Source organism: Clostridium sp. J1101437_171009_A5 (assembly GCF_015547905.1).
Taxonomy (GTDB): Bacteria; Bacillota; Clostridia; order Oscillospirales; family Oscillospiraceae; genus Pseudoflavonifractor_A; species Pseudoflavonifractor_A gallinarum.
The window spans coordinates 51,640-70,690 of sequence record NZ_JADMVY010000008.1 but is presented as its reverse complement, the minus strand read 5'-3'; the positions used below and the strand labels follow the sequence as shown (position 1 = coordinate 70,690).

Annotated in this window: 16 protein-coding genes; 2 read left to right on the top strand and 14 right to left on the bottom strand. The window is 64.5% G+C overall.

From position 1 onward, the window contains the following. Positions 1 to 58: 58 nt before the first annotated feature. From aroQ to I2C21_RS11555, 9 genes are all read right to left on the bottom strand, one after another. Complete coding sequence (aroQ, locus tag I2C21_RS11595) at positions 59 to 511, bottom strand: type II 3-dehydroquinate dehydratase (RefSeq protein ID WP_101691659.1); 453 nt, start codon at positions 509 to 511, stop codon at positions 59 to 61. After that, entirely contained in the window at positions 508 to 1,002 is a 495-nt protein-coding gene (locus tag I2C21_RS11590; RefSeq protein WP_195279357.1) for a shikimate kinase, read from the bottom strand. The genes aroQ and I2C21_RS11590 overlap by 4 nt, the downstream gene beginning before the upstream one ends. Then, complete coding sequence (locus tag I2C21_RS11585; RefSeq protein ID WP_195279356.1) at positions 999 to 2,165, bottom strand: bifunctional chorismate mutase/prephenate dehydratase; 1,167 nt, start codon at positions 2,163 to 2,165, stop codon at positions 999 to 1,001. The genes I2C21_RS11590 and I2C21_RS11585 overlap by 4 nt, the downstream gene beginning before the upstream one ends. Before the next feature lie 18 nt (positions 2,166 to 2,183). Continuing rightward, complete coding sequence (locus tag I2C21_RS11580) at positions 2,184 to 3,164, bottom strand: chorismate synthase (RefSeq protein WP_195279355.1); 981 nt, start codon at positions 3,162 to 3,164, stop codon at positions 2,184 to 2,186. Next, the gene (gene aroA, locus I2C21_RS11575; RefSeq protein WP_195279354.1) at positions 3,161 to 4,447 is read right to left on the bottom strand and encodes a 3-phosphoshikimate 1-carboxyvinyltransferase; all 1,287 of its coding nucleotides are present in this window, start codon (positions 4,445 to 4,447) and stop codon (positions 3,161 to 3,163) included. The genes I2C21_RS11580 and aroA overlap by 4 nt, the downstream gene beginning before the upstream one ends. Further along, positions 4,444 to 5,508 (bottom strand): 3-dehydroquinate synthase, encoded by a 1,065-nt coding sequence (aroB, locus tag I2C21_RS11570; RefSeq protein WP_101691654.1) that lies wholly within the window; start codon positions 5,506 to 5,508, stop codon positions 4,444 to 4,446. The genes aroA and aroB overlap by 4 nt, the downstream gene beginning before the upstream one ends. 13 nt (positions 5,509 to 5,521) lie before the next feature. Then, positions 5,522 to 6,535, bottom strand: coding sequence for a 3-deoxy-7-phosphoheptulonate synthase (gene aroF / locus I2C21_RS11565; protein ID WP_101691653.1), 1,014 nt, complete (start codon positions 6,533 to 6,535; stop codon positions 5,522 to 5,524). Between the two features lie 321 nt (positions 6,536 to 6,856). Further along, on the bottom strand, positions 6,857 to 7,084 hold the full coding sequence (locus I2C21_RS11560; RefSeq protein ID WP_328821077.1) for a helix-turn-helix domain-containing protein: 228 nt from the start codon (positions 7,082 to 7,084) through the stop codon (positions 6,857 to 6,859). A gap of 15 nt (positions 7,085 to 7,099) precedes the next feature. Next, positions 7,100 to 7,342 carry a helix-turn-helix domain-containing protein gene (locus I2C21_RS11555; RefSeq protein WP_195279353.1) on the bottom strand — a complete coding sequence of 81 codons (243 nt, stop codon included), beginning with the start codon at positions 7,340 to 7,342 and terminating at the stop codon, positions 7,100 to 7,102. 91 nt (positions 7,343 to 7,433) lie between these two features. On the opposite strand from I2C21_RS11555, the gene I2C21_RS11550 reads away from it, so the two are divergent. Further along, positions 7,434 to 7,682, top strand: a complete 249-nt coding sequence (locus tag I2C21_RS11550) for a hypothetical protein (RefSeq protein ID WP_101691650.1) — start codon at positions 7,434 to 7,436, stop codon at positions 7,680 to 7,682. Positions 7,683 to 7,766: 84 nt separating this feature from the next. Here I2C21_RS11550 and proS read toward each other — a convergent pair whose 3' ends face one another. Together proS and I2C21_RS11540 are read right to left on the bottom strand one after the other, a co-directional pair. Then, positions 7,767 to 9,206 (bottom strand): proline--tRNA ligase, encoded by a 1,440-nt coding sequence (proS, locus tag I2C21_RS11545; RefSeq protein WP_101691649.1) that lies wholly within the window; start codon positions 9,204 to 9,206, stop codon positions 7,767 to 7,769. 142 nt (positions 9,207 to 9,348) lie between these two features. Then, positions 9,349 to 11,664, bottom strand: coding sequence for an S-layer homology domain-containing protein (locus tag I2C21_RS11540; RefSeq protein ID WP_195279352.1), 2,316 nt, complete (start codon positions 11,662 to 11,664; stop codon positions 9,349 to 9,351). 261 nt (positions 11,665 to 11,925) lie between these two features. Here I2C21_RS11540 and I2C21_RS11535 point away from each other — a divergent pair, with 261 nt between their 5' ends. Then, positions 11,926 to 14,178, top strand: coding sequence for a bifunctional diguanylate cyclase/phosphodiesterase (locus I2C21_RS11535; RefSeq protein ID WP_195279351.1), 2,253 nt, complete (start codon positions 11,926 to 11,928; stop codon positions 14,176 to 14,178). A gap of 50 nt (positions 14,179 to 14,228) precedes the next feature. On the opposite strand, the gene I2C21_RS11530 is transcribed toward I2C21_RS11535, so the two are convergent. The 3 genes from I2C21_RS11530 to I2C21_RS11520 all read right to left on the bottom strand — a co-directional run bounded on the left by I2C21_RS11530 (position 14,229) and on the right by I2C21_RS11520 (position 18,873). Next, positions 14,229 to 15,035: a Cof-type HAD-IIB family hydrolase gene (locus I2C21_RS11530; RefSeq protein ID WP_195279350.1), complete on the bottom strand. Its 807-nt coding sequence runs from the start codon at positions 15,033 to 15,035 to the stop codon at positions 14,229 to 14,231. A gap of 32 nt (positions 15,036 to 15,067) precedes the next feature. Then, positions 15,068 to 15,589 (bottom strand): TraX family protein, encoded by a 522-nt coding sequence (locus tag I2C21_RS11525; RefSeq protein WP_502709458.1) that lies wholly within the window; start codon positions 15,587 to 15,589, stop codon positions 15,068 to 15,070. A 191-nt stretch (positions 15,590 to 15,780) separates the two neighbouring features. After that, positions 15,781 to 18,873 carry a phosphodiester glycosidase family protein gene (locus I2C21_RS11520; protein WP_195279348.1) on the bottom strand — a complete coding sequence of 1,031 codons (3,093 nt, stop codon included), beginning with the start codon at positions 18,871 to 18,873 and terminating at the stop codon, positions 15,781 to 15,783. Between the last annotated feature and the right edge of the window lie 178 nt (positions 18,874 to 19,051).

Genomic DNA, 19,051 nt, shown 5'->3' with positions numbered 1-19,051 from the left:
TGCGTCTCCTTTCTTGAAAATGGCTTGGGCGCTCTTCTGCTCCAGCCACGCCAGACTTTTATTGAAAGCTCTCTTTGCCTACTTTCTCTCTCGAGAGAAAGTAGGACAGGGCGGCCTCGTAGCCATAGAGGCCCAGGCCGCAGATCTGGCCCACACAGGCGGGGGCGGTGACACTCTTGTGCCGGAACTCCTCCCGCTGGTGGATGTTGGAGATATGGACCTCCACACAGGGCACGCTCACCGCCTTGAGGGCGTCCAGGATGGCGATGGAGTAGTGGGTGAAGGCCCCCGGGTTCATCACGATGGCGTCATAGACCCCGTCGGCGGCCTGGATGGCGTCGATGATGGCCCCCTCGTGGTTGGACTGGAAGCACACGGCGGTGGAGCCGTGGGCGGCGGCAAATTCCTCCAGCCGCCGGCACAGGCTCTCATAGCTGTTCTCCCCATAGATGCCCGGCTCCCGCTTGCCCAGCAGGTTCAGGTTGGGTCCGTTGATGATGAGAAATTTCATGTGAGCACCTCCAGAATGCGCGCCGCCGTCTCCTCCGGGGTGGCCTGTACCTCCACCCGGTGGTGGGCGCAGGCCTGATAGACCGGCTCCCGCTGTGCGTAGCGCGCCAGAAAGGCCTCCCGCCCCTGCTGTCCCAGGGGCCGGCCGGCCATGGATACCTTGTCGTAGATCTCCTCGGGGGGACGGTGGAGGAAGATGACCGTTCCGCTCTCCCGGAGGGGGCCGATGCAGTCCTCCCGCAGGGGGAGGCCGCCGCCGCAGGCGATGACCAGTCCCGTCCGGCGGGAGAGCTCCTCAGACACCTGCCGCTCACAGTCCCGGAAATACCCCTCCCCCCGCTGCGCGAAGAGTGCGGGGATGGAGCAGCCCTCCCGGGCCTCGATGAGGGAATCGGTGTCGGCCAGCTCCCACCCCAGGCGGCGGGCCAGAAGCCCCCCCACGGTGGACTTGCCGCAGCCCATCATGCCGATGAGAATGAGATTTCCCCTCATTCCGCTCCCCCCTCATAGGCCTGGAAATTGCCCAGTACCCGCATCTCGCCCGAGAGCTGGGAGAGCTCATGGAGCACCCCGTCCATGGTGGGGGAGAGCAGATCGCCCGAGAACTCCAGGAAAAAGAGGTACTCCCAGCTCCGCCCCGGGATGGGCCGGGACTCGATCTTCAGGAGGTTGAGCCCCTGCACCGCGAAGAGGGTGAGGATCTCGTGGAGGGAGCCGCTCTGGTGGGGCAGGTGGAAGAGGGCGCTGATCTTGTTGCGCCCGGGGCGCATCTCCATGACCGGGGAGACCACCACGAAGCGGGTGTGGTTGAGGGAATTGTGGTTGGTGCCCTCCACCAGGATGTTCAGGCCGTAGAGCCGGGCCGCCCGGCGGGAGCAGATGGCGGCAGCCGTGCGCTCCCCGCTCTCGGCCACCTGTTTGGCCGATCCGGCGGTGTCCAGGGTGGGGACCCGCCGCCAGTCCCGGTGGGTGTCCAGGAAGCGCTCGCTCTGCATAAGGCCCTGCTCGTGGGAGTAGACCGTGCGGATGTCCTCCAGCCCCACGCCGGGCAGGGCCATGAGGCAGTGCTCCACCTTTACGTCATACTCTCCCACCACATAGTAGCGGTACTGGGCCAGCAGGTCGTAGACCTGCCGGATGGAGCCGGTGGAGCTGTTCTCAATGGGGAGGACGGCGTAGTCGGCCTCTCCCCGCTCCAGGGCGGCGAACACGTCGGAGAACCAGGGACAGCCCCGGCTCTCCACGCCCTCGCCGAAGAAGCCCACCGCGGCCTCCTCGCTGTAACAGCCCGGCTCCCCCTGGTAGACCACCCGGGGGGAGGCCACCGGCGGGCGGGCGTTGGCCAGGGCCTCGGCATAGGCCGCGTAGCCCGGGTCCTCGGTCCCCTCCCGCACCAGCTTGCGCTGCTGACGGCGGGAGATGGCCATGATGGTCTCATAGAGCTCGGCCAGATCGGCCCGGCGCACAGGGTCGTCGGTGAGGGCGGTCTTGGCGGCGATGACCCGCCGCTCCCGGGCGGCGTCCAGTACGGGCACCCCGTTCTTCTGCTTCCACTTCCCCACCTTTCCGGTGACCTCCATCCGGCGGAGGAAGAGCTGTACCAGCTCCCCGTCGATGGCGTCGATCTCCTGGCGGTATTGTTCCAGATCGTTCATCCTCACGTGCTCCTCTCTCTAGTCCAGTCCCAGCACCTGGCAGGCGGCCAGGGCGGCGGCGGCCTCCACCACGGGCACGGCCCGCAGCACCACGCAGGGGTCGTGACGGCCCTCCACCACCAGCTCCCGCTCCTCCATGGCGCTCAGGCTCACGGTCCGCTGGGGTTTGGAAATGGAGGGCGTGGGGCGGAAGACCACCTCAAACTCCACCGGCATCCCGTTGGTGATGCCGCCGTTGACGCCGCCGGTGTGGTTGGTGGCGGTGCGCACCGCGCCCCCCTCCAGGCAGAAGGGGTCGTTGGCCTCGCTCCCCTGCATGGCGGCAAAGCCGAATCCGGCCCCGAAGGCGATCCCCTTCACCGCGGGGATGGCAAAGAGGTACTGGGAGAAGATCCCCTCCACATTGCACCCGAAGTCGGGGGCGCCCCGTCCGGCGGGCATGCCCTCCACGGTGCAGCGGACACAGCCCCCCACCGAGTCTCCCTCACGCTTGGCCTCCAGGATGCGCGCCCGGGCCTGCTCGGGCGTGGGATCGGACAGGCCGCCGATGTTGGAGACCCGGGCGGTCACGGTGATCCCCCGCTCCCCCAGGGCCAGCTTGGCCACCGCCCCGGCAAAGACCAGGGGTGCGGTGAGCCGTCCGGAGAAGTGTCCCCCGCCCCGGTAGTCGTTGTATCCCCCGTAGCGGAGCTGTCCGGTGTAATCGGCGTGGCCCGGCCGGGGCATGTCCCGGAGCTTGCTGTAATCCCGGCTCCGGGTGTCGGTGTTGCGGATGACGGCGCACAGCGGAGTGCCGGTGGTCCGGCCCTCAAAGACGCCGGAGAGGATCTCCACCTCGTCGGCCTCCCGCCGGGGGGTGGAGGTGTCGTCCTGCCCGGGCGCGCGGCGTTTGAGCTCGGCGCGGATGAAGTCCCAGTCCAGGGCCAGACCGGCGGGCACCCCCTCCAGGGTCACGCCGATGGCCGGGCCGTGGGACTCGCCGAAGATGGTGTATCTCATACCGCTTCCTCCTCCCGGCGGATGGCTCCGCCCAGCCGCGCATACTCTTCCCAGAAGTTGGGGTAGGACTTCTTCACGCACTCCGCTCCCGTGATGGTCACGGGTGCCTCGCACCGGATAGCGGCAATGGCGGCCATCATGGCGATGCGGTGGTCATTGTGGCCCGACACGGTGACCCCTCCGGCCAGGGACGCCCGGCCGTGGATGATGAGAGAATCGGGGTACTCCTCCACCTGGGCGCCCAGGGCATTGAGGACCTCGGTCACCGTGGCCAGGCGGTCGCTCTCCTTGATGCGCAGGCGGGCGGCGTTCACCAGATGGGTGTCACACCCGGGGGTGAGGGCGGCCAGGGCAGCCACCGGGGGCACCAGGTCAGGGCACTGGCTCATGTCCAGTTCCACCGTCCGGCGGCCCTCCCGGGCGGCGGGCGTCTCCCCTGCCGCCCGGACCAGCTGCTCCCCGCACAGGGCGGCATAGTGGGCGGCGATGCGCATATCCCCCTGGCAGGAGAGGGGATTGAGCCCCTGGATGTCCAGCTCGCACCCCATCCCGGCGGCGGCAAACCAGAAGGCGGCGTTGGACCAGTCCCCCTCGATGGTCAGGTCCTGATGGCGGTAGATCTGGTTCCCCTTGACCCGGAAGGTCCGCGCCCCGTCATATTCTACCTCCACGCCGAACCGCTCCAGGGCGTCCAGGGTCATGTCCACATAGCCCCGGCTCTCCAGCTCGGTGGTGAGATGGATCTCGCTGTCCCCGTCCAGGAGGGGGAGGGCGTAGAGCAGTCCCGTGATGAACTGGGAGGACACGTCCCCCCGGATGGCGTAGATCCCGGGGGTGAGGTGTCCCTCCACCGTGAGCACGCTTCCCTCCCGGCTCCAGGTGATCCCCTTCTCCCGGAAGAGCTCAAAATAGGGCTCCTGGGGCCGCTCCATGAGGCGGCCGTGCCCGGTGAAGCTCCCCTTCCCCTTGAGGGCGAGAGCCACCGGGATGAGGAAGCGGAGGGTGGAACCGCTCTCCCCGCAGTCCATGACGGTGGGGGCGGGGTCCTCGTGGCCGTCCACCAGGTCGGCGCCCCGGATGACGGTGCCATCGGCCGAGGCGTCGGCATCCAGGGTGCGCATGCACCGCAGGGTGGCCTGGATGTCCTCCGAGAGGGACACGTTGGACAGATGGCAGAACCCGTCGGACAGGGCGGCGGCGATGATGAGCCGGTGGGCCTGGGACTTGGACGGGGGCGGGGTGATGGCCCCCGCCAGCTTCTTGGGGGTAATGGTCACGTTCATTTCAGTTCCTCCAGCAGGGCGGCCTTGGTCATCCGGTGGGGGACCGCCTTCCCCATCTCCTCCAGCAGGAGGACCTGGATGTCTCCCCCGCTTCCCTTCTTGTCCAGCCCCACAGCGGCGGCATACTCCTCCGCCGTGCAGGGAATGGCGGTGGGCAGGGCGAAGGCCTTCAGCAGAGCGGCGATGCGCTCCCCCGTCCCGGCGGGGGTGACTCCCAGCTTCTCGCCCAGGGCGGCGGCCCGCACCATCCCGGCGGCCACCGCCTGACCGTGGGTCCAGCGGGTGTAGTTCCCCGCCAGCTCGTAGGCGTGGCCCAGGGTGTGCCCGAAGTTGAGGACCAGCCGGGCGCCCACGTCCCGCTCGTCCTCCACCACAACGCTGCGTTTTAAATCACAGCAGGTATACAGGACGTGTTCGATCTCTGCCATGATTTCCCCCCGGCTGGGCCGCTGGGCCAGGAAATCGAAGAAGGCGGCGTCCTGAATGCAGCCGTACTTGATGACCTCCGCCATGCCGTCGGCGAACACGCCGTCGGGGAGGGTCTCCAGCACCTCCGGGTCCATGAGGACCAGCTTGGGCTGCCAGAAGGCCCCGGCCAGGTTCTTCCCGGCCCGCAGGTCCACCGCCACCTTGCCCCCCACGGAGGAGTCCACCTGGGCCAGCAGGGTGGTGGGGATCTGGATGAAGTCCACCCCCCGCAGGATGGTGGCGGCCGCAAAGCCCGCCAGATCGCCTACCACGCCGCCGCCCAGGGCCACAACCGCGTCGGTGCGGGTGAGGCCGAAGTCCATCATGTTCTCCCAGAGCTCGGTGAGCATGGCGGGGGACTTGCTGCTCTCCCCGGCGGGGATCTCCTGGCAGGCCGTCTCAAAGCCGGCCTCCTCCAGGCTCTTCACCACCCGTCCCAGGTGGAGGGGGGCCACATTGGAGTCGGTCACCACAAAGAGGCGGGTACACCGGGGGAGCACGCCGCGGCACAGCTCGCCCGCCCGGTCCAGGGCGCCCCGTTCGATGTGGATGTCATAGGCCCGTCCGGGCAGGTCTACCCTCAGTGTTTTCATGGCCGCTCCTCTCTCAGTTCTGGCCCTCACGCCAGGCGCGCAGGCTCTCCACCTTCTTCATGAGGGTGTCGAACTTCTCGGGGGTGAGGGACTGCTGTCCGTCGCACTTGGCGTGGGCGGGATCGTTGTGGACCTCCACGATGAGGCCGTCGGCCCCGATGGCGGTGGCCGCCAGGGCCAGGGGCTCCACCATCCAGTACATGCCCGCCGCATGGGAGGGGTCCACGATGATGGGCAGGTGGCTCATCTGCCGGATGGCGGGGATGGCGGAGAGGTCCAGGGTGTTGCGGGTGTAGGTCTCAAAGGTGCGCACGCCCCGCTCGCAGAGGATGACGTTCTCATTTCCGGCGGCCATGATGTACTCGGCGGACATGATCCACTCCTCGTAGGTGTTGGCCAGGCCCCGCTTCAGGAGGACGGGCTTGGAGAGCTTGCCCACCTCCTTGAGCAGGTCGAAGTTCTGCATGTTCCGGGCGCCGATCTGCACCAGGTCCACCTTCTCCTCGAAGAGCTCGGCATACCGGGGGGCCATGATCTCAGAGACGATGGGCAGTCCGGTGGCCGCCTTGGCCTCCAGCAGGAGGTCCAGGCCGCTCTCCCCCATGCCCTGGAAGGAGTAGGGGGAGGTGCGGGGCTTGAAGGCGCCGCCCCGGAGCATGGCCGCGCCGGAGGCCTTCACGTCCCGGGCGATGGAGGTGACCTGCTCGGCGCTCTCCACCGAGCAGGGCCCGGCGATGACGGCGAAGTGGCCCCCGCCGATCTTCACGCCCTGCACGTCCACCACGCTGTCCTCGGGATGGAACTTCCGATTGGCTTTCTTATAGGGCTCCTGCACCCGCATGACCCGCTCCACGTGGGGATTGATGGAGATCTTATCCATGTCCACGGCGGTGGTGTCGCCCACCAGGCCCAGGATGCTGCATCCCACGCCGTTGGTGATGCCCACCTGGAGGCCCATCTCCTCAAAGCTGTGGGCCAGGGCCTGGATCTCCTGCTGCTGCGTGCCGGGTTTCATTACGACTACCATAGTATTTCCATCCTTTCTATATCCGGGTCCTTCCGGCCCGTACACCTGTGCTTTACATAACAAAAGGCGCTCATTGATGAACTCAATGAGCGCCCACAAATTGCGGCAAAGAATAGACCTTCGGCAGGTCCCCCACTCATCTCATCCCTCTTATTTCCCCATGCCAAAAAAGCCGGCGCCCATAAATCGGGCCCAGCCAAAGGAAACAAAATAGGATGCAGTTGTGAGGGGCTGCTGTCTCATGGTTACTTCCTCACTTTAACAGGTTGAGGTCATTATAAACCCATTTTTCCGGAAATGCAACACGGAATTTTTCTCCCGCTACTCCCTCCGGCGAGGGTAAGGCCTTTGCTCGTCGGTCAGCCCCAGGAGATAGTCCACGCTGGTCTTGTGGAACTGGGCCAGCTTCTGCAAAATCTCCGTGGGGATATCCACATCCCCACGCTCATAGTTGCTGTAAATGCGCTGACTACAATTGAGGATCTCAGCCAGCTCTCTCTGGGATAGGTCTTTATCTTCTCTCAGATCTCGTATACGTGCATACGCCACAGCTCCCATCTCTCCTTAGCTCTTCCGGCGGGGGTAAGGCCTTTGCTCGTCGGTCAGCCCCAGGAGATAGTCCACGCTGGTTCCGTAAAACTGAGCCAGTGCAGCTACCACTTCCAGCGGATAGTTCAGGGTACCCGTCTCATACTGGGAATAGGTATTCTGTTTGATGTGGAGCACCTGCGCAATCTCCTGCTGCGTCAGATCCCGGTCGATCCTCAGATTTCGGATGCGCTCATAGCGCAGTGGTTCTATTCTCATAATAAAATCACCCACGCCATCTTAGAATATCTGATTTTCAGATATTGCTTTTTATCTGAAAACCAGATATTCTAAGCATGAGGTGATTTCATTGGATTTATACAAAGAGATCCTGATCCACGCACTGGCACAAGAGCGAATCGAGGTGCGCTTTCCCGAGCTGAAGCTGGACGCACAGACGCTGGTGGAATCGGTCTGCTACCGCGCCCTGGAGGAGATCCGCGCCATTCTTCGGGACGATACGCTCTCCGATCCGGCTTGCTTCCACAGGATCGAGGCCATCGTCACCACACTGGAGTCCATCGGCAGTCACGGCGGCGACCGGCATGATTTTGGCTGACAGGAACCCCCGCTCTCCATACAGCAAACGAGGGCCGTCCCGGTGGGACGGCCCTCGTTCCATATCTCGCTTACCGTTTTGTATTTAGTACGCCACGCCCCAGTACACCATGTGCTTGGCGGGCTTGCCGCAGATGGGGCACACATCGCCCAGGTGCTCCTGCTCCAGGGGGATGCAGCGGGAGGAGACGCCGGCCTCTTCCTTCATCTTGAGCTCGCACTCCAGATCGCCGCACCACATGGTCTTGGCGAAGCCGCCCTGGCTGGCCATCTTCTCCTTGACCTCCTCCAGGGAAGAGCAGGCGTAGGTGTTGTCCTCCAGGTTCTTCTTGGCCTTGTCGAAGAGGCCCTGCTGCACCGCGTCCAGCATGGTCTTGACGGTCTCCTCGATGTTGTCCAGGGAAACGAAGCTCTTCTCGCCGTTGTCCCGGCGGGCCAGCACGCACTGGTTCTTCTCCATGTCCTTGGGGCCCATCTCCAGGCGCAGGGGCACGCCCTTCATCTCGTACTCGGCAAACTTCCAGCCGGCGGACTGCTCGGAGGCGTCCATCTTCACCCGGATGCCGGCGGCCTTCAGGCGGTTCATGACGGCCTCGTTGGCCTCCAGAACGCCCTCCTTGTGCTGGGCCACGGGGATGATGATGACCTGGGTGGGGGCGATGCGGGGGGGCAGGACCAGACCGTTGTTGTCGCCGTGGGTCATGATGACGCCGCCGATCAGGCGGGTGGACACGCCCCAGGAGGTCTGGAAGGGATGGTGGGGCTTGTTGTCCTTGCCGGTGAAGGTGATGTCAAAGGCGGTGGCAAAGCCGTCCCCGAAGTAGTGGGAGGTACCGGCCTGAAGGGCCTTCTTGTCGTGCATCATGCACTCCACGGTGTAGGTGGCCTCAGCGCCGGAGAACTTCTCCTTGTCGGTCTTGCGGCCCTTCACCACGGGCATGGCCAGGTAGTTCTCGCAGAAGTCGGCGTAGATGTTGAACATGCGCTCGGTCTCGGCGATGGCCTCCTCGGCGGTGGCGTGCATGGTGTGGCCCTCCTGCCACAGGAACTCCCGGTGGCGCAGGAAGGGGCGGGAGGTCTTCTCCCAGCGCAGGACGGAGCACCACTGGTTGTAGAGCTTGGGCAGGTCCCGGTGGGAGTGGATGATGTTGGCATAGTGCTCGCAGAACAGGGTCTCCGAGGTGGGCCGGATGCAGTAGCGCTCCTCCAGCTTCTCCGAGCCGCCGTAGGTCACCCAGGCGCACTCAGGGGCAAAGCCCTCCACGTGGTCCTTCTCCTTCTGGAGCAGGCTCTCGGGGATCAGCATGGGGAGATACACGTTCTCATGTCCGGTCTCCTTGAACTTCTCGTCCAGGATCTTCTGAAAGTTCTCCCAGATGGCGTAACCGTAGGGCCGGAGGATGAACATACCCTTGATGGAGGAGTAGTCGATGAGCTCCGCCTTCTTGCACACGTCGGTGAACCACTTGGCGAAGTCCACCTCCATATCGGTGATCTGCTCCACCTGCTTTTTGTCCTGTGCCATATTTTTTCTCAATCCTTTTTTGTCAGTTTGGTGTCGGTTCTCTTCATTTTATTCACTTCTTCCCCAAAAGTCAAGGCGCACCTGGGGAAAAGACGCGGCCCGCGGGGGCTGTAAGCCCGCGGGCCGCCATGCAAGCTGTGTTTTAGGTCCGGATGACCAGCGTGGCCCGGAAGGTCAGGCCGTCATAGGAGCCGTAAATGGTCACGTTCTGGTTGGTCTCGAACTGCCGCAGGGAGAGCTCTCCCCCCGTCACGGAGAGGAGCTGGGCATCGGAGACATCCACGGTGATGACACTCTGGTCCTCGCCCCGCCGCTGAATGAGCATCTCCTCGCTGGAGGTGTTCACATAGAGCACGGTGCCGTCGATCTGGTTGGAGGAGACGGCGCTCTTGTCCACCTCGATGGAGAGGATCTGGTCCCCGTCCAGCACCATGGCGATCTGATAGCCCGGCTTGAGGGAGTCGATGGACACGGCCTTGCCGTCCTGGGTCACCGACACGCCGGCGCTCACCCGGTAGGAGGCGGTCCCCCCGTCGGAGAGGGCCACCTCGATGAGGGTGCCGCTGGTGTCCATGGTCACCTTCTGGATGATGCCGCTGGCGTTGGCGCTCTGGGGCGTGGCGTCGATGGAGCTGACCTCCTGGTAGCGCACGGTGACCACCACCGAGTCGCCGTTTTTCAGCCGGTCGATGGAGCTACGCGCGTCGTTGCGGTAGACCTCCGGGGGATCGGTCAGATCGATGTCAAAGGTGAGTACCTGTCCGTCCGCGCGGGTGACCTCCATCACCATGGGGGAGCCGTAGGTGATGGACGTGATGACGCCCTCCTCGGTGGAGGAGCCGGGATAGGCCAGGACCTCGGCGGCCTCGGTGCCCGAGAGGCGCAGGGTCACGTAGGCGTTCTTCTCCAGCTTGGAGAGGGTGGTGGCCTTGCCGTCATAGGTGATGACCGCGCCGCTGGCCACCGTGTAGGTCACGCTCTTCCCGCTCTTGAACTCGTTGATGGTGAGCTTGCCGGGGGTCTGGGAGTAGCTCACGCTGCGGATGGAGCCCTGTACATAGTCGGAGGCGGTATCCACATTCAGGGCGGAGACGGTGGAAACCTCGTCGTTGGAGACCCGCAGGGTCACATAGTCTCCCACATGTCCGGTGCTCAGCTTGCCCACCGCGCCGTTAATGGTGACACCCGCTCCGGAGGGCACGGTATAGCGGGTCTTCACCCCGCTCATGCTGGTGACCTGCACCGTGTAGGACCCGTCGCTGTTGCTCTTCACCTCGGAGAGCAGGCCATTCTCCTGCCGGGTGCCGCCGGTGAGGCGCAGGGCGGCCAGATGGCCCTGGGCATCCACCATGCACTCGGCCCGGGCATAGCCCGCCCCGTCGTCCAGCAGCTCCACGCCGCCGGTTGCGTTGCCCACCTGCACTTCGGTAAAGCGGTCGGCCCGGAAGTCGCGCACGCCGCTGCCGGTCTGCACGGTGACGGTATGTCCCTCCATATCCGACACGCTGCCCGACAGCGTCTCCAGCGCGCCGCTGACCCAAACGGCGGTGGGGGTGCCGCTGCTGTTGAGCTTCACCCGGGCATAGGAGCCGTTTTTCAGGGCGCCGCCGGTGGACTTCATATTGTTCTCATAGATGGTGACCCCGGCGGGGAGGGTGAGGGTGCGTGCGCCGCTCAGGGGGCTCTGGATGGTGAGGACGGTGGTCCCGCCGCTGCTCACCGAGGTGGAGGTGATGGTGCCGCCCACCCAGTCATAGGTGGTGTAGTCGGCCAGCTCCACCGTGATGCCCTTCTCCTTCATAAAGTCCATGGCACGGCGCATCAGAGAGGTCATCGAGGCACGGTTCACGCTGCTCTTGGGGAGAAAGCGGTTGAGCTCGTCCCCCTTGAGGATGCCGTAGTCGGTGAGGAGATACACATAGGGCCGCAGGTCCCGGGAGATACTGTCCTGGTCGGCAAAGGTCAGCTCGTACTCGGTCAGGCTCTCGGCCGCGCCGTCGATCTGCATGGCCCGGGCCAGATAGAGGGCCACCTTCTCCCGGTGGATGGCGTTGAGCAGCCCGCTCCCGTTGGCCAGGGCCTTGAGCTCGGCGCTCGTGATGATCCCGGTCTCCAGGCACACCGCCAGATCGGGGGCCGCCCAGGTGAGCATATCGGCGGGCACGATCTCCTTCAGGGTATCCTCCCAGGCCTGGGCGATCTTGGTCTTGGTGGCGCTGTCGACGCCGGTCACCCGGGCACAGAAGAGCAGGGCCTCCACCGCACTCATGGCGGCGTCGGGCTTGAAGGTCCCGTCGTTATATCCGCTGACCAGCCCCAGGGAGGAGAGATATTCCACATCGGCCTTGGCCCAGTGGCCGTTCAGATCGGTAAAGGTCGCCGCCGCCGCGGGCGCTGCGCTCAGACTCACCGTCATGGTCAGGGCCAGGGCTGCGGAGAGCCATCTTGTTCCTTTCATTCCATACACCTCCGGAAAATGACGTTGGGATGTTTCCAATCATCAGACGCATTTCAGCAGGGAAAGTTCCACTTATTTCAAATTATATCCGCTCTCCATATAAAAAGCAACCTGCCCGGGTCATTTTGTCCAAAAGGCCGCTCCTTCGACCGGAAAATACACGGTTGCGGCCGCCTATCTTCCTGTGATAAAATAAAATGCATATGTAACCACTTTGCGGTGCAAAAAAACCACCTCATCCTATGGATCAGGAGGCTGTATATGAAGGATATTTCCGACAAATCCCGGACCTGGACCGCTGCCGCGCTGGTGCTGGTCTGTCTGGCTGTGATCGGATGTGCTACGGCCTATACGCTGCGTGTACTCCACCTGATGCGCTCGGATACCGACCAGTATCTCCTGGAAAATGCGAAGAACGCCGTTCTCACGGTGACCAGCCGGGTCGAAGAGGATTTTTATAACCTGAATCTGGCGGCCGAGACCTGCGCCAACCTGCCCGATCGGGAGAATCGGCTGACCCACCTGCGCAATCTGGCCGGTGGGCAGACCCTGGATAAGCTGGCGCTGGCCGAGCCGGACGGGACGCTCTACCTCACCAACGGCAATTCGTTTTCCATGGCGGGAAACTCCATTGTGGAGCAGGCCCTCCAGGGCTCCGAAGTACTGGCGATCAGCCAGGAATTCTCTCTGGAAAACCAAACAGAGTATCTGGTGTACGCCGTGCCCATCGTAGGCCACGACAATTCCATTCTGGGCGCCCTCATCTGGCGGGACACCCAGCGGTTTGTGACCCGCTGGTTTCCCCAGAACCAGTCCGACCGCATCACCATTGTAGAGTCTGACGGCTCCATCATTCTCTCGGAGCAGTGGGGCGAAAATGTCTTTGACCTTCTCTCCCGCACCGTGCCCGAGCGGGACTGTTCTCTGGATCAGCTTCGCTCCGACCTCTCTGAGGGCCGCCAGGGCATCTTTTACTATCACAACACGGTGGAGGAGGCGGCCATCACCTACTTCCCCCTTCCGTTCGGGAACTGGTTTTTGCTGCTGCGTACGCCGCTGGAGAGCATGAACCGCTCCCTCTCCCAGGCCATGCTGCTGGGAATCCTTCTGTGCTTCCTGCTGGGGGCGGCCTTCCTGCTGTTCCTGTACTTTTTCCGCCGGGCGCAGCAGCGGCATACCCAGCTGTTGGAGCAGCTGGCCTTCTCCGATCCCGTCACCGGGGGTGACAATGCCCTGCGCTTCTCCATGCGGGTGGAAAAGATCCTCCCGGAGGCCCCTCCCGCCTCCTATGTCCTGGTCAGCGCGGATATCCAGGCCTTTGGTCTGGTCAACCGGATCTTTGGAGAGAGCGCGGGAGACCGGGTCCTCTCCCACCTGTGCCGCTCCTTCCAGGACCGCCTCCAGCCCGGAGAGCTGGTGGCCCGGGACACCCAGGATCAATTCCTTCTCCTCCTTCACGCGGACCTTCCCGCCGCGCTGGAGGCCCGGCTGGAGGAGATGGCCCGCCATGTCAACCGCTTCAACGAGCACACCCCCACCCCCTACTATCTCCATCTCACCATCGGCCTGTGTCTGGTCAACGATCCATCCCATCCCCTCTCCGATCTGTTGGACCAGGCCAACCTGGCCCGGAAGCGGGCCCGGCAGCACTCCACAGACAAGCTCTCCACCTGTGCCTGGTACCGTCCGGAGGACCAGGAGCAGCGCCTGCGGGAGCAGAACATCTGCAATCAGATGGAGCGCGCGCTGGAGAACGGCGACTTCAAGATCTATCTCCAGCCCAAATTCTCCCTGGCCGGCCGCCGGGTGGTGGGGGCGGAGGCCCTGGTCCGCTGGCAGGACGGGGAGCAGGCCTTTTTCCGCCCGGACTCCTTTATCCCGTACTTTGAGCGCAACGGTTTTATCACCCGGCTGGACCGGTATATGTTTGAGCAGAGCTGTATCCAGCTGCGCCAGTGGCTGGACGCCGGGCTGGAGCCGGTGCCCATCTCGGTGAACTTCTCCCGTGCCAACCTGGCCGTGGGCACCCTGGCCGCCTATCAGGCCATCCAGGAGCGCTACGGCGTGCCCCCCTCCCTGTTGGAGTTTGAGCTCACCGAGACCATGATGGGGGAGAATCCCACCTTCTTCTCCGAGGTGGTGGAGGCCATGCATCAGATGGGCTTCCAGTGCTCCATCGACGACTTCGGCAGCGGCTACTCCACCCTCTATATGCTCCAGCAGGTCCAGGTGGACACCATCAAGCTGGACAAATCCCTCTTTGACGGGCTGCGTTCCCAGCCGGAATGTCCCCGCACCGCCATTGTGGTGGAGGCCGTCCTTCAGCTGGCCCGCCGCCTTGGCCTCAAGACAGTGGCCGAGGGGATCTCCACCCAGGAGCAGCTGGAATTTCTCAAGCACTATCCCTGCGACATGGTACAGGGATATTACTTCTCCCACCCCCTCCCTGCGGAGGAGTTCTGCCGGCGGTTCCTCCGCCCGGCCGACGCTCCGCCGGAAGTGGAAGCACCGTAAGCAAGCGGCCCGGGACGGAAAAACCGTCCCGGGCCCTTTCTGTTTTCTCCTCAATTTGCTTCCAGCAGGCGGTCAATGGCCCTTGCCACACCGTCCTCCCGGTTGCTGGCGGTGATCCGGCGCGCCAGGGCACGGATGGCCTCGGTGGCATTTCCCATGGCGATGGGCATTCCCACCGCCGTCAGCATGCCCCGGTCGTTGTCACTGTCCCCGATGGCGGCGCACTCCTCCAGCGCGATCCCCAGCCCTCCGGCCAGGGCAGCCAGGCCGGTCCCCTTGTCCACACCGGCGGGGACGATCTCAAAATTATAGGGTGCCGAGGAGGTCAGCTCCACATCGGCGTACTCTCCCAGCTCCGCCAGCAGGGGCGGGAAGGTCTCCGGCGCACCCTGGGCATAGATCTTGCTCAGGGGCAGCCCCTCCCGCTCCAGGACAGCGCCGGGGCTTCCCTCCACCCGCTTGCACCGGTGGAACCCGGCGCTGGGATAGGTGCGAAAAATCTCATCCCCCTTGGGATTGACCAGCAGCTCCTCCCCAGCGAAGAGCATAAGGCCCAGCTCCTCCCGCTCCAGCCGCTCCACCAGGGCCAATCCGGTCTCCCGGGGCATGTCCCACCGGCGGGTGTTGCGCCGCAGACCCAGATCGGCCAGGGCCGCGCCCCCCTGGCAGACCAGCACGCGGTCGCACCCGGCCTGGTCGGCCACATCCTCCGACTCCTGCCAGGAGCGGCCGGTGCACAGCACGACCTTCATCCCCGCCGCCCGGGCCCGGGCGATAGCCCCCCGATTGGCGGGACTCACCCGGCCGTCCGGACCGATCAGGGTCCCGTCAATATCCAGTGCGATGAGCCGATACATACCCCACGTCTCCTTTTCTCCGCTCCGTGCACTCAGGCCACGGCCAGCGCCAGCAGGCCGATCACCCAGAGATGCAGCGGGTAGAATCCATAAAACAGATATTTGGACGCCGCTGTTTTGGGTCCACGCTCCCCATTATAGAGCATCAGAAAGGGAATCGCCAGGACAAAGAGAAAATCGGAATTATATCCCAGCATGACCAGCGTCTCAAACCGGGTCGGATAGGGCACATAGGACAGCGCCAGCAGCACGGCCGAGCCGGCCAGCCACAGCCCGTTGCGCAGAGCGACCCGGTCCCGCAGGACGTAGGCCGTGAGCATAAAGGGCAGGACTATGATCCCTCCCTCTGCCAGAACGGCCCCCAGGACCAGGACGGCGGCCACACCGCCGATACACAGGACCTTTTTCCCCCGGTGCGAGGTGCTCCTCCCCTGCTCCAGGATGTTCAGCATCAAAACGCCCAGCGCCAGTGTGAAGAAAATGTTATTGGATATATACAGCCCCTTCGAAGCGCCCAGCATGTGATAGAGCGCATTTCCCGCCGCAGCGCGCAGCAGGGCCGATTGTAACAGGTCCGGTCATGCTCCGTCAACACACCCAAGGGAATCCATCGCTTTTCTTTATGAAAACGTAAGACATTCTCCCTCCACACGAAAAAACTGCCGCTCCCCGGAGTGTTCCGGAGAGCGGCAGTTTTGCTTCAGCTTCTCATGTTGGCGGCCTGATCCCACCCGGTCGGGAGGGCTCAGCGCATGGTATAGAGCATGGTGGCCACTTCGCCGCGAGTGATGGACTGGTTGGGATTGAGCTTGTTGCCGTATCCCGACACCACGCCCTGGCCCACCAGGATGCGGACATAGTCCAGGGCCCAGGCGGGCACGTCTCCCGCGTCGGCCGCGGTGAGGGCGGGGGCCTCATATCCCTTGGCCTGAGTCCGGCCCAGAATGGTCATGACCTCCACACGGCTGATGTTGGCATTGGCGTTCAGGTAGAGCTTTCCGCCGCTCTCGCTGCCGCTGAGGATGCCCAGGCTGTACATGGCCTTGATCTCCCCCAGGGCCCAGGCGGGCGCCTGATCGGCGTCGGCAAAGGGCAGCTCCACATCGGCGTACTGCTCCAGATCCAGGTCCAGCCAGCGGGCCACCAGGGCGAAAAACTCACCCCGGGTGATGTTCCGGTCGGGGGCAAAGGTGAGGGGCTCGCCCGGCGCCCCGGTGCCGGAGGTCACGCCGGTATCATAGAGGTAGGTGGCGTACTTGGCCGCCCAGTGTCCCGTCATATCGGTAAAGACATTGGCATGCGCTGCGTCGGGGGCGATGTCCGCCGAGGCCCGGGCCAGATTGCCGCTGGCGTCGCTGGCGGTCACGGTGACCCGGTGGGCCTTCCCATCCGAGGCGGGCAGGGTGGCGCTCACGCTGTTGGTGCTCTCGTTCCAGGTCACCTCCAGGGGCGTGCCGTCATAGGTGGCCTCCACGTTTTTGGCGTAAATGGTCTTATCCACATCGTCGGTGACGGTGGCGGTGAGCTGGCTGCCCGAGACCTTTACCGTCACATTGGGTGCGGCGTTGTCCTCCATCTGCTGGTTGGCGGTGGTCAGCTGGTCCACCCAGATGGTGCCCTGGCTCTGCGCTCCGCCGCCGTAGATGATGTTCAGTCCGCTCAGCGCGGTAGCGCCCTGCGGCAGCTCCACCGAGATCTTCTTCCAGCCGGTGAAGTCCAGTCCGGTGAGAACCACAGGCTCCACCGCGGCTCCCTCGCCGCTGCCCACGGTCACGCTGGCGGTCAGGCTGTTGCCCGAGCCGTCGCCGTAGACCCACAGGTCCAGTCTGCGCTCCCCGTCGGTGATGGGCAGGTTCACGCTCAGGGCGGCGGTGCCGTTCTGGGCGGCGTCATAGTCCAGACGCACGCTCTGGCGGCCAAAGCGCACGTGCTCCAGTCCGGTCTCGGGAGAGGCGGTGACGGTCTCGCCGCTCACAAAGGCGGACAGGTCGCCCTCACAGTTCTCCAGGGGCAGGATGTGTCCGGCCACGCTGACGGGGATGCTCACGCTCTTCCCGCCGGCGCTCACGGTGAGGGTGCCGCTGGCTCCCTCGCTCCCGGCGGTAAAGACGCCGTTGGGGTCCACGGTGCCCACCGCCGGATCACAGGTCCAGGTGTAGCTGCTGTCCTGGGAGACCAGGGAGAGCTTCCGGTAGACCGCGTCGGCCTTCAGGTTGACCTGCTCTCTGGGCGCCACATTGAGGGAGGTCACAGACTTTCCGCTGCTCTCATTCCGCAGGGAGATGGAGTCGGGGGTCTTGACCACCGTCATGGTGGCGCTTCCCTCCGCGCCGCCGCCGCTGGCGGTGACCTGGGTGGTGCCGCTCTCACTGCCGGCGGTAAAGAGGCCGTCTGTGGTGACCAGTCCGTCCCCATTCTGGATGAAATAGCTCACCGGTGTGGTGTCGCTCATGGGGTAGTAGGCGGTGTCCAGGGCCTGGGCGGAGAGCTGGATGCTGCTGCCCGCCAGGAGCATAGCGTCGCTGGGGGTCACATAGTAGGAACCCAGGACTCCGGTGGCCGTCAGGGTGGTGGTGAGGAAAATGGCGGTGCTGTTGGCCCGCTGGGAGCCGCCCGAGGGCTTGTTCACCACGCCCAGGGTGCTCTCGCCGGGATAGGTGGCGCCCAGGGTGGTGGAGCCGCCGCCGTCCAGAGCCACTGCCTCCACGCAGCCCAGCTCGATCAGGCGCATGGCCACCTGCTCCAGCGTCGCGCCCACGCTGTACCCGGACTGGTCCCCGTCAATGGTGTAGAAGACGACGCTGCCGTCTGCCTTCAGACCGATGGCGGTGCGGGCCCGGCGGGTCTTGGCGTTGGGGTCGTTGATGAAGCTGGCGTAGTCCACCTGTCCGGCGTTCACCAGGCGGCTGGGGGCGCCGGTGGCCGCCACTGCCTCGGTCCAGCGGGTGTCGCTGGTGGCAAAGTCCACCTCCACCGTGTCTCCGGCCTTGAGGGCCTTGAGGGGGGCGGTGGCCGCCTCGCCGCTCTTATTGTTGACCGTCAGGACATATTTCCCGCTGGGGATGGCGATGGAAGAGTTGGATTCCAGCACCTGGTCCACGGTGAAGGTCATGCGGCTCATCACCGCGGGGGCCTCCCGCCGGGTGAGGACCGCTCCGTCCTCCCGGGTGACGGTCTCGCCCACTCCGTCCAGCACCGGGGTGAGGATCACGTCCACGCCCGCGCTGGTGTTGTTGGTGGTGCTGCCGAAATCACTGTTGAGGAGCACATACCCGCCCGTATCGCTGCGCACCTTATTGAGGCCGCCGGCGATGTTGTAGGTCTGGCCCCCGAAGTTGGCCCGGACGGCGATCTTGGGCTGGCCGATGAAGGCCGTCCCGTCCTCCCGGAAGCCGATGCCGTAGTACCAGGAGCCGCCCCCCTGGGAGCTGTCGGCCGACGGGGTGGAGCGCAGGATGCCATCGGTGATGATGACCCCCTCGGGCGCTCCGGTGGAGAAGGAGTAGTAGCCCCCGTTGATGCCGCCGACCACCCGTTTGCCCTGACTCTCCAGGGTCTTGGCCATGGTGGTGAGGGTCTCCCGGCTGGTGATGCTCTTGCCGTAGGCCATGGTGGGCCGCACGTCGGCGTTGGGGGTATAGGTCAGATAGTTCTCGGTGCGCAGGTCGGAATAGGTGTCGCTCCAGAAGATCTGGAAGTCCACGCCCGTCCCGGGGGAGAGTCCCACGCTGCCGCTGTGGATGTCATGTCCCAGCGCCACCGACGCAGAGGCCGCGGTACTCCCCACCATGACCAGGGCCATGGCCGCGGCGGCGGCGCGCTTGCTCCAAATGCTCATGTACAAAAAACCTCCTTGGCTGTTCACAGCCGGTCCAATCCCGATTCCTCACCGGCCGGAGAGGCCCCCTCCGGCCAGGAAAAGGCGCCCGGGCAAACCGCTCCGGGCGCGCCAATACTTTGTTATGTTAACACATCGCCGCTCATTTGTAAACCGAAAGCCGTCTTTCTCCCCGATT

What these genes read in the sequence shown, in the direction of transcription:
- I2C21_RS11585 (WP_195279356.1), bottom strand. Translation starts at nt 2,165, where the DNA reads ATGAACGATCTGGAACAATACCGCCAGGAGATCGACGCCATCGACGGG.
- I2C21_RS11530 (WP_195279350.1), bottom strand. Translation starts at nt 15,035, where the DNA reads ATGTATCGGCTCATCGCACTGGATATTGACGGGACCCTGATCGGTCCG.
- aroF (WP_101691653.1), bottom strand. Translation starts at nt 6,535, where the DNA reads ATGGTAGTCGTAATGAAACCCGGCACGCAGCAGCAGGAGATCCAGGCC.
- proS (WP_101691649.1), bottom strand. Translation starts at nt 9,206, where the DNA reads ATGGCACAGGACAAAAAGCAGGTGGAGCAGATCACCGATATGGAGGTG.
- I2C21_RS11580 (WP_195279355.1), bottom strand. Translation starts at nt 3,164, where the DNA reads ATGAGATACACCATCTTCGGCGAGTCCCACGGCCCGGCCATCGGCGTG.
- I2C21_RS11535 (WP_195279351.1), top strand. Translation starts at nt 11,926, where the DNA reads ATGAAGGATATTTCCGACAAATCCCGGACCTGGACCGCTGCCGCGCTG.
- aroQ (WP_101691659.1), bottom strand. Translation starts at nt 511, where the DNA reads ATGAAATTTCTCATCATCAACGGACCCAACCTGAACCTGCTGGGCAAG.
- aroB (WP_101691654.1), bottom strand. Translation starts at nt 5,508, where the DNA reads ATGAAAACACTGAGGGTAGACCTGCCCGGACGGGCCTATGACATCCAC.
- I2C21_RS11590 (WP_195279357.1), bottom strand. Translation starts at nt 1,002, where the DNA reads ATGAGGGGAAATCTCATTCTCATCGGCATGATGGGCTGCGGCAAGTCC.
- aroA (WP_195279354.1), bottom strand. Translation starts at nt 4,447, where the DNA reads ATGAACGTGACCATTACCCCCAAGAAGCTGGCGGGGGCCATCACCCCG.
- I2C21_RS11555 (WP_195279353.1), bottom strand. Translation starts at nt 7,342, where the DNA reads ATGAGAATAGAACCACTGCGCTATGAGCGCATCCGAAATCTGAGGATC.
- I2C21_RS11540 (WP_195279352.1), bottom strand. Translation starts at nt 11,664, where the DNA reads ATGAAAGGAACAAGATGGCTCTCCGCAGCCCTGGCCCTGACCATGACG.
- I2C21_RS11520 (WP_195279348.1), bottom strand. Translation starts at nt 18,873, where the DNA reads ATGAGCATTTGGAGCAAGCGCGCCGCCGCCGCGGCCATGGCCCTGGTC.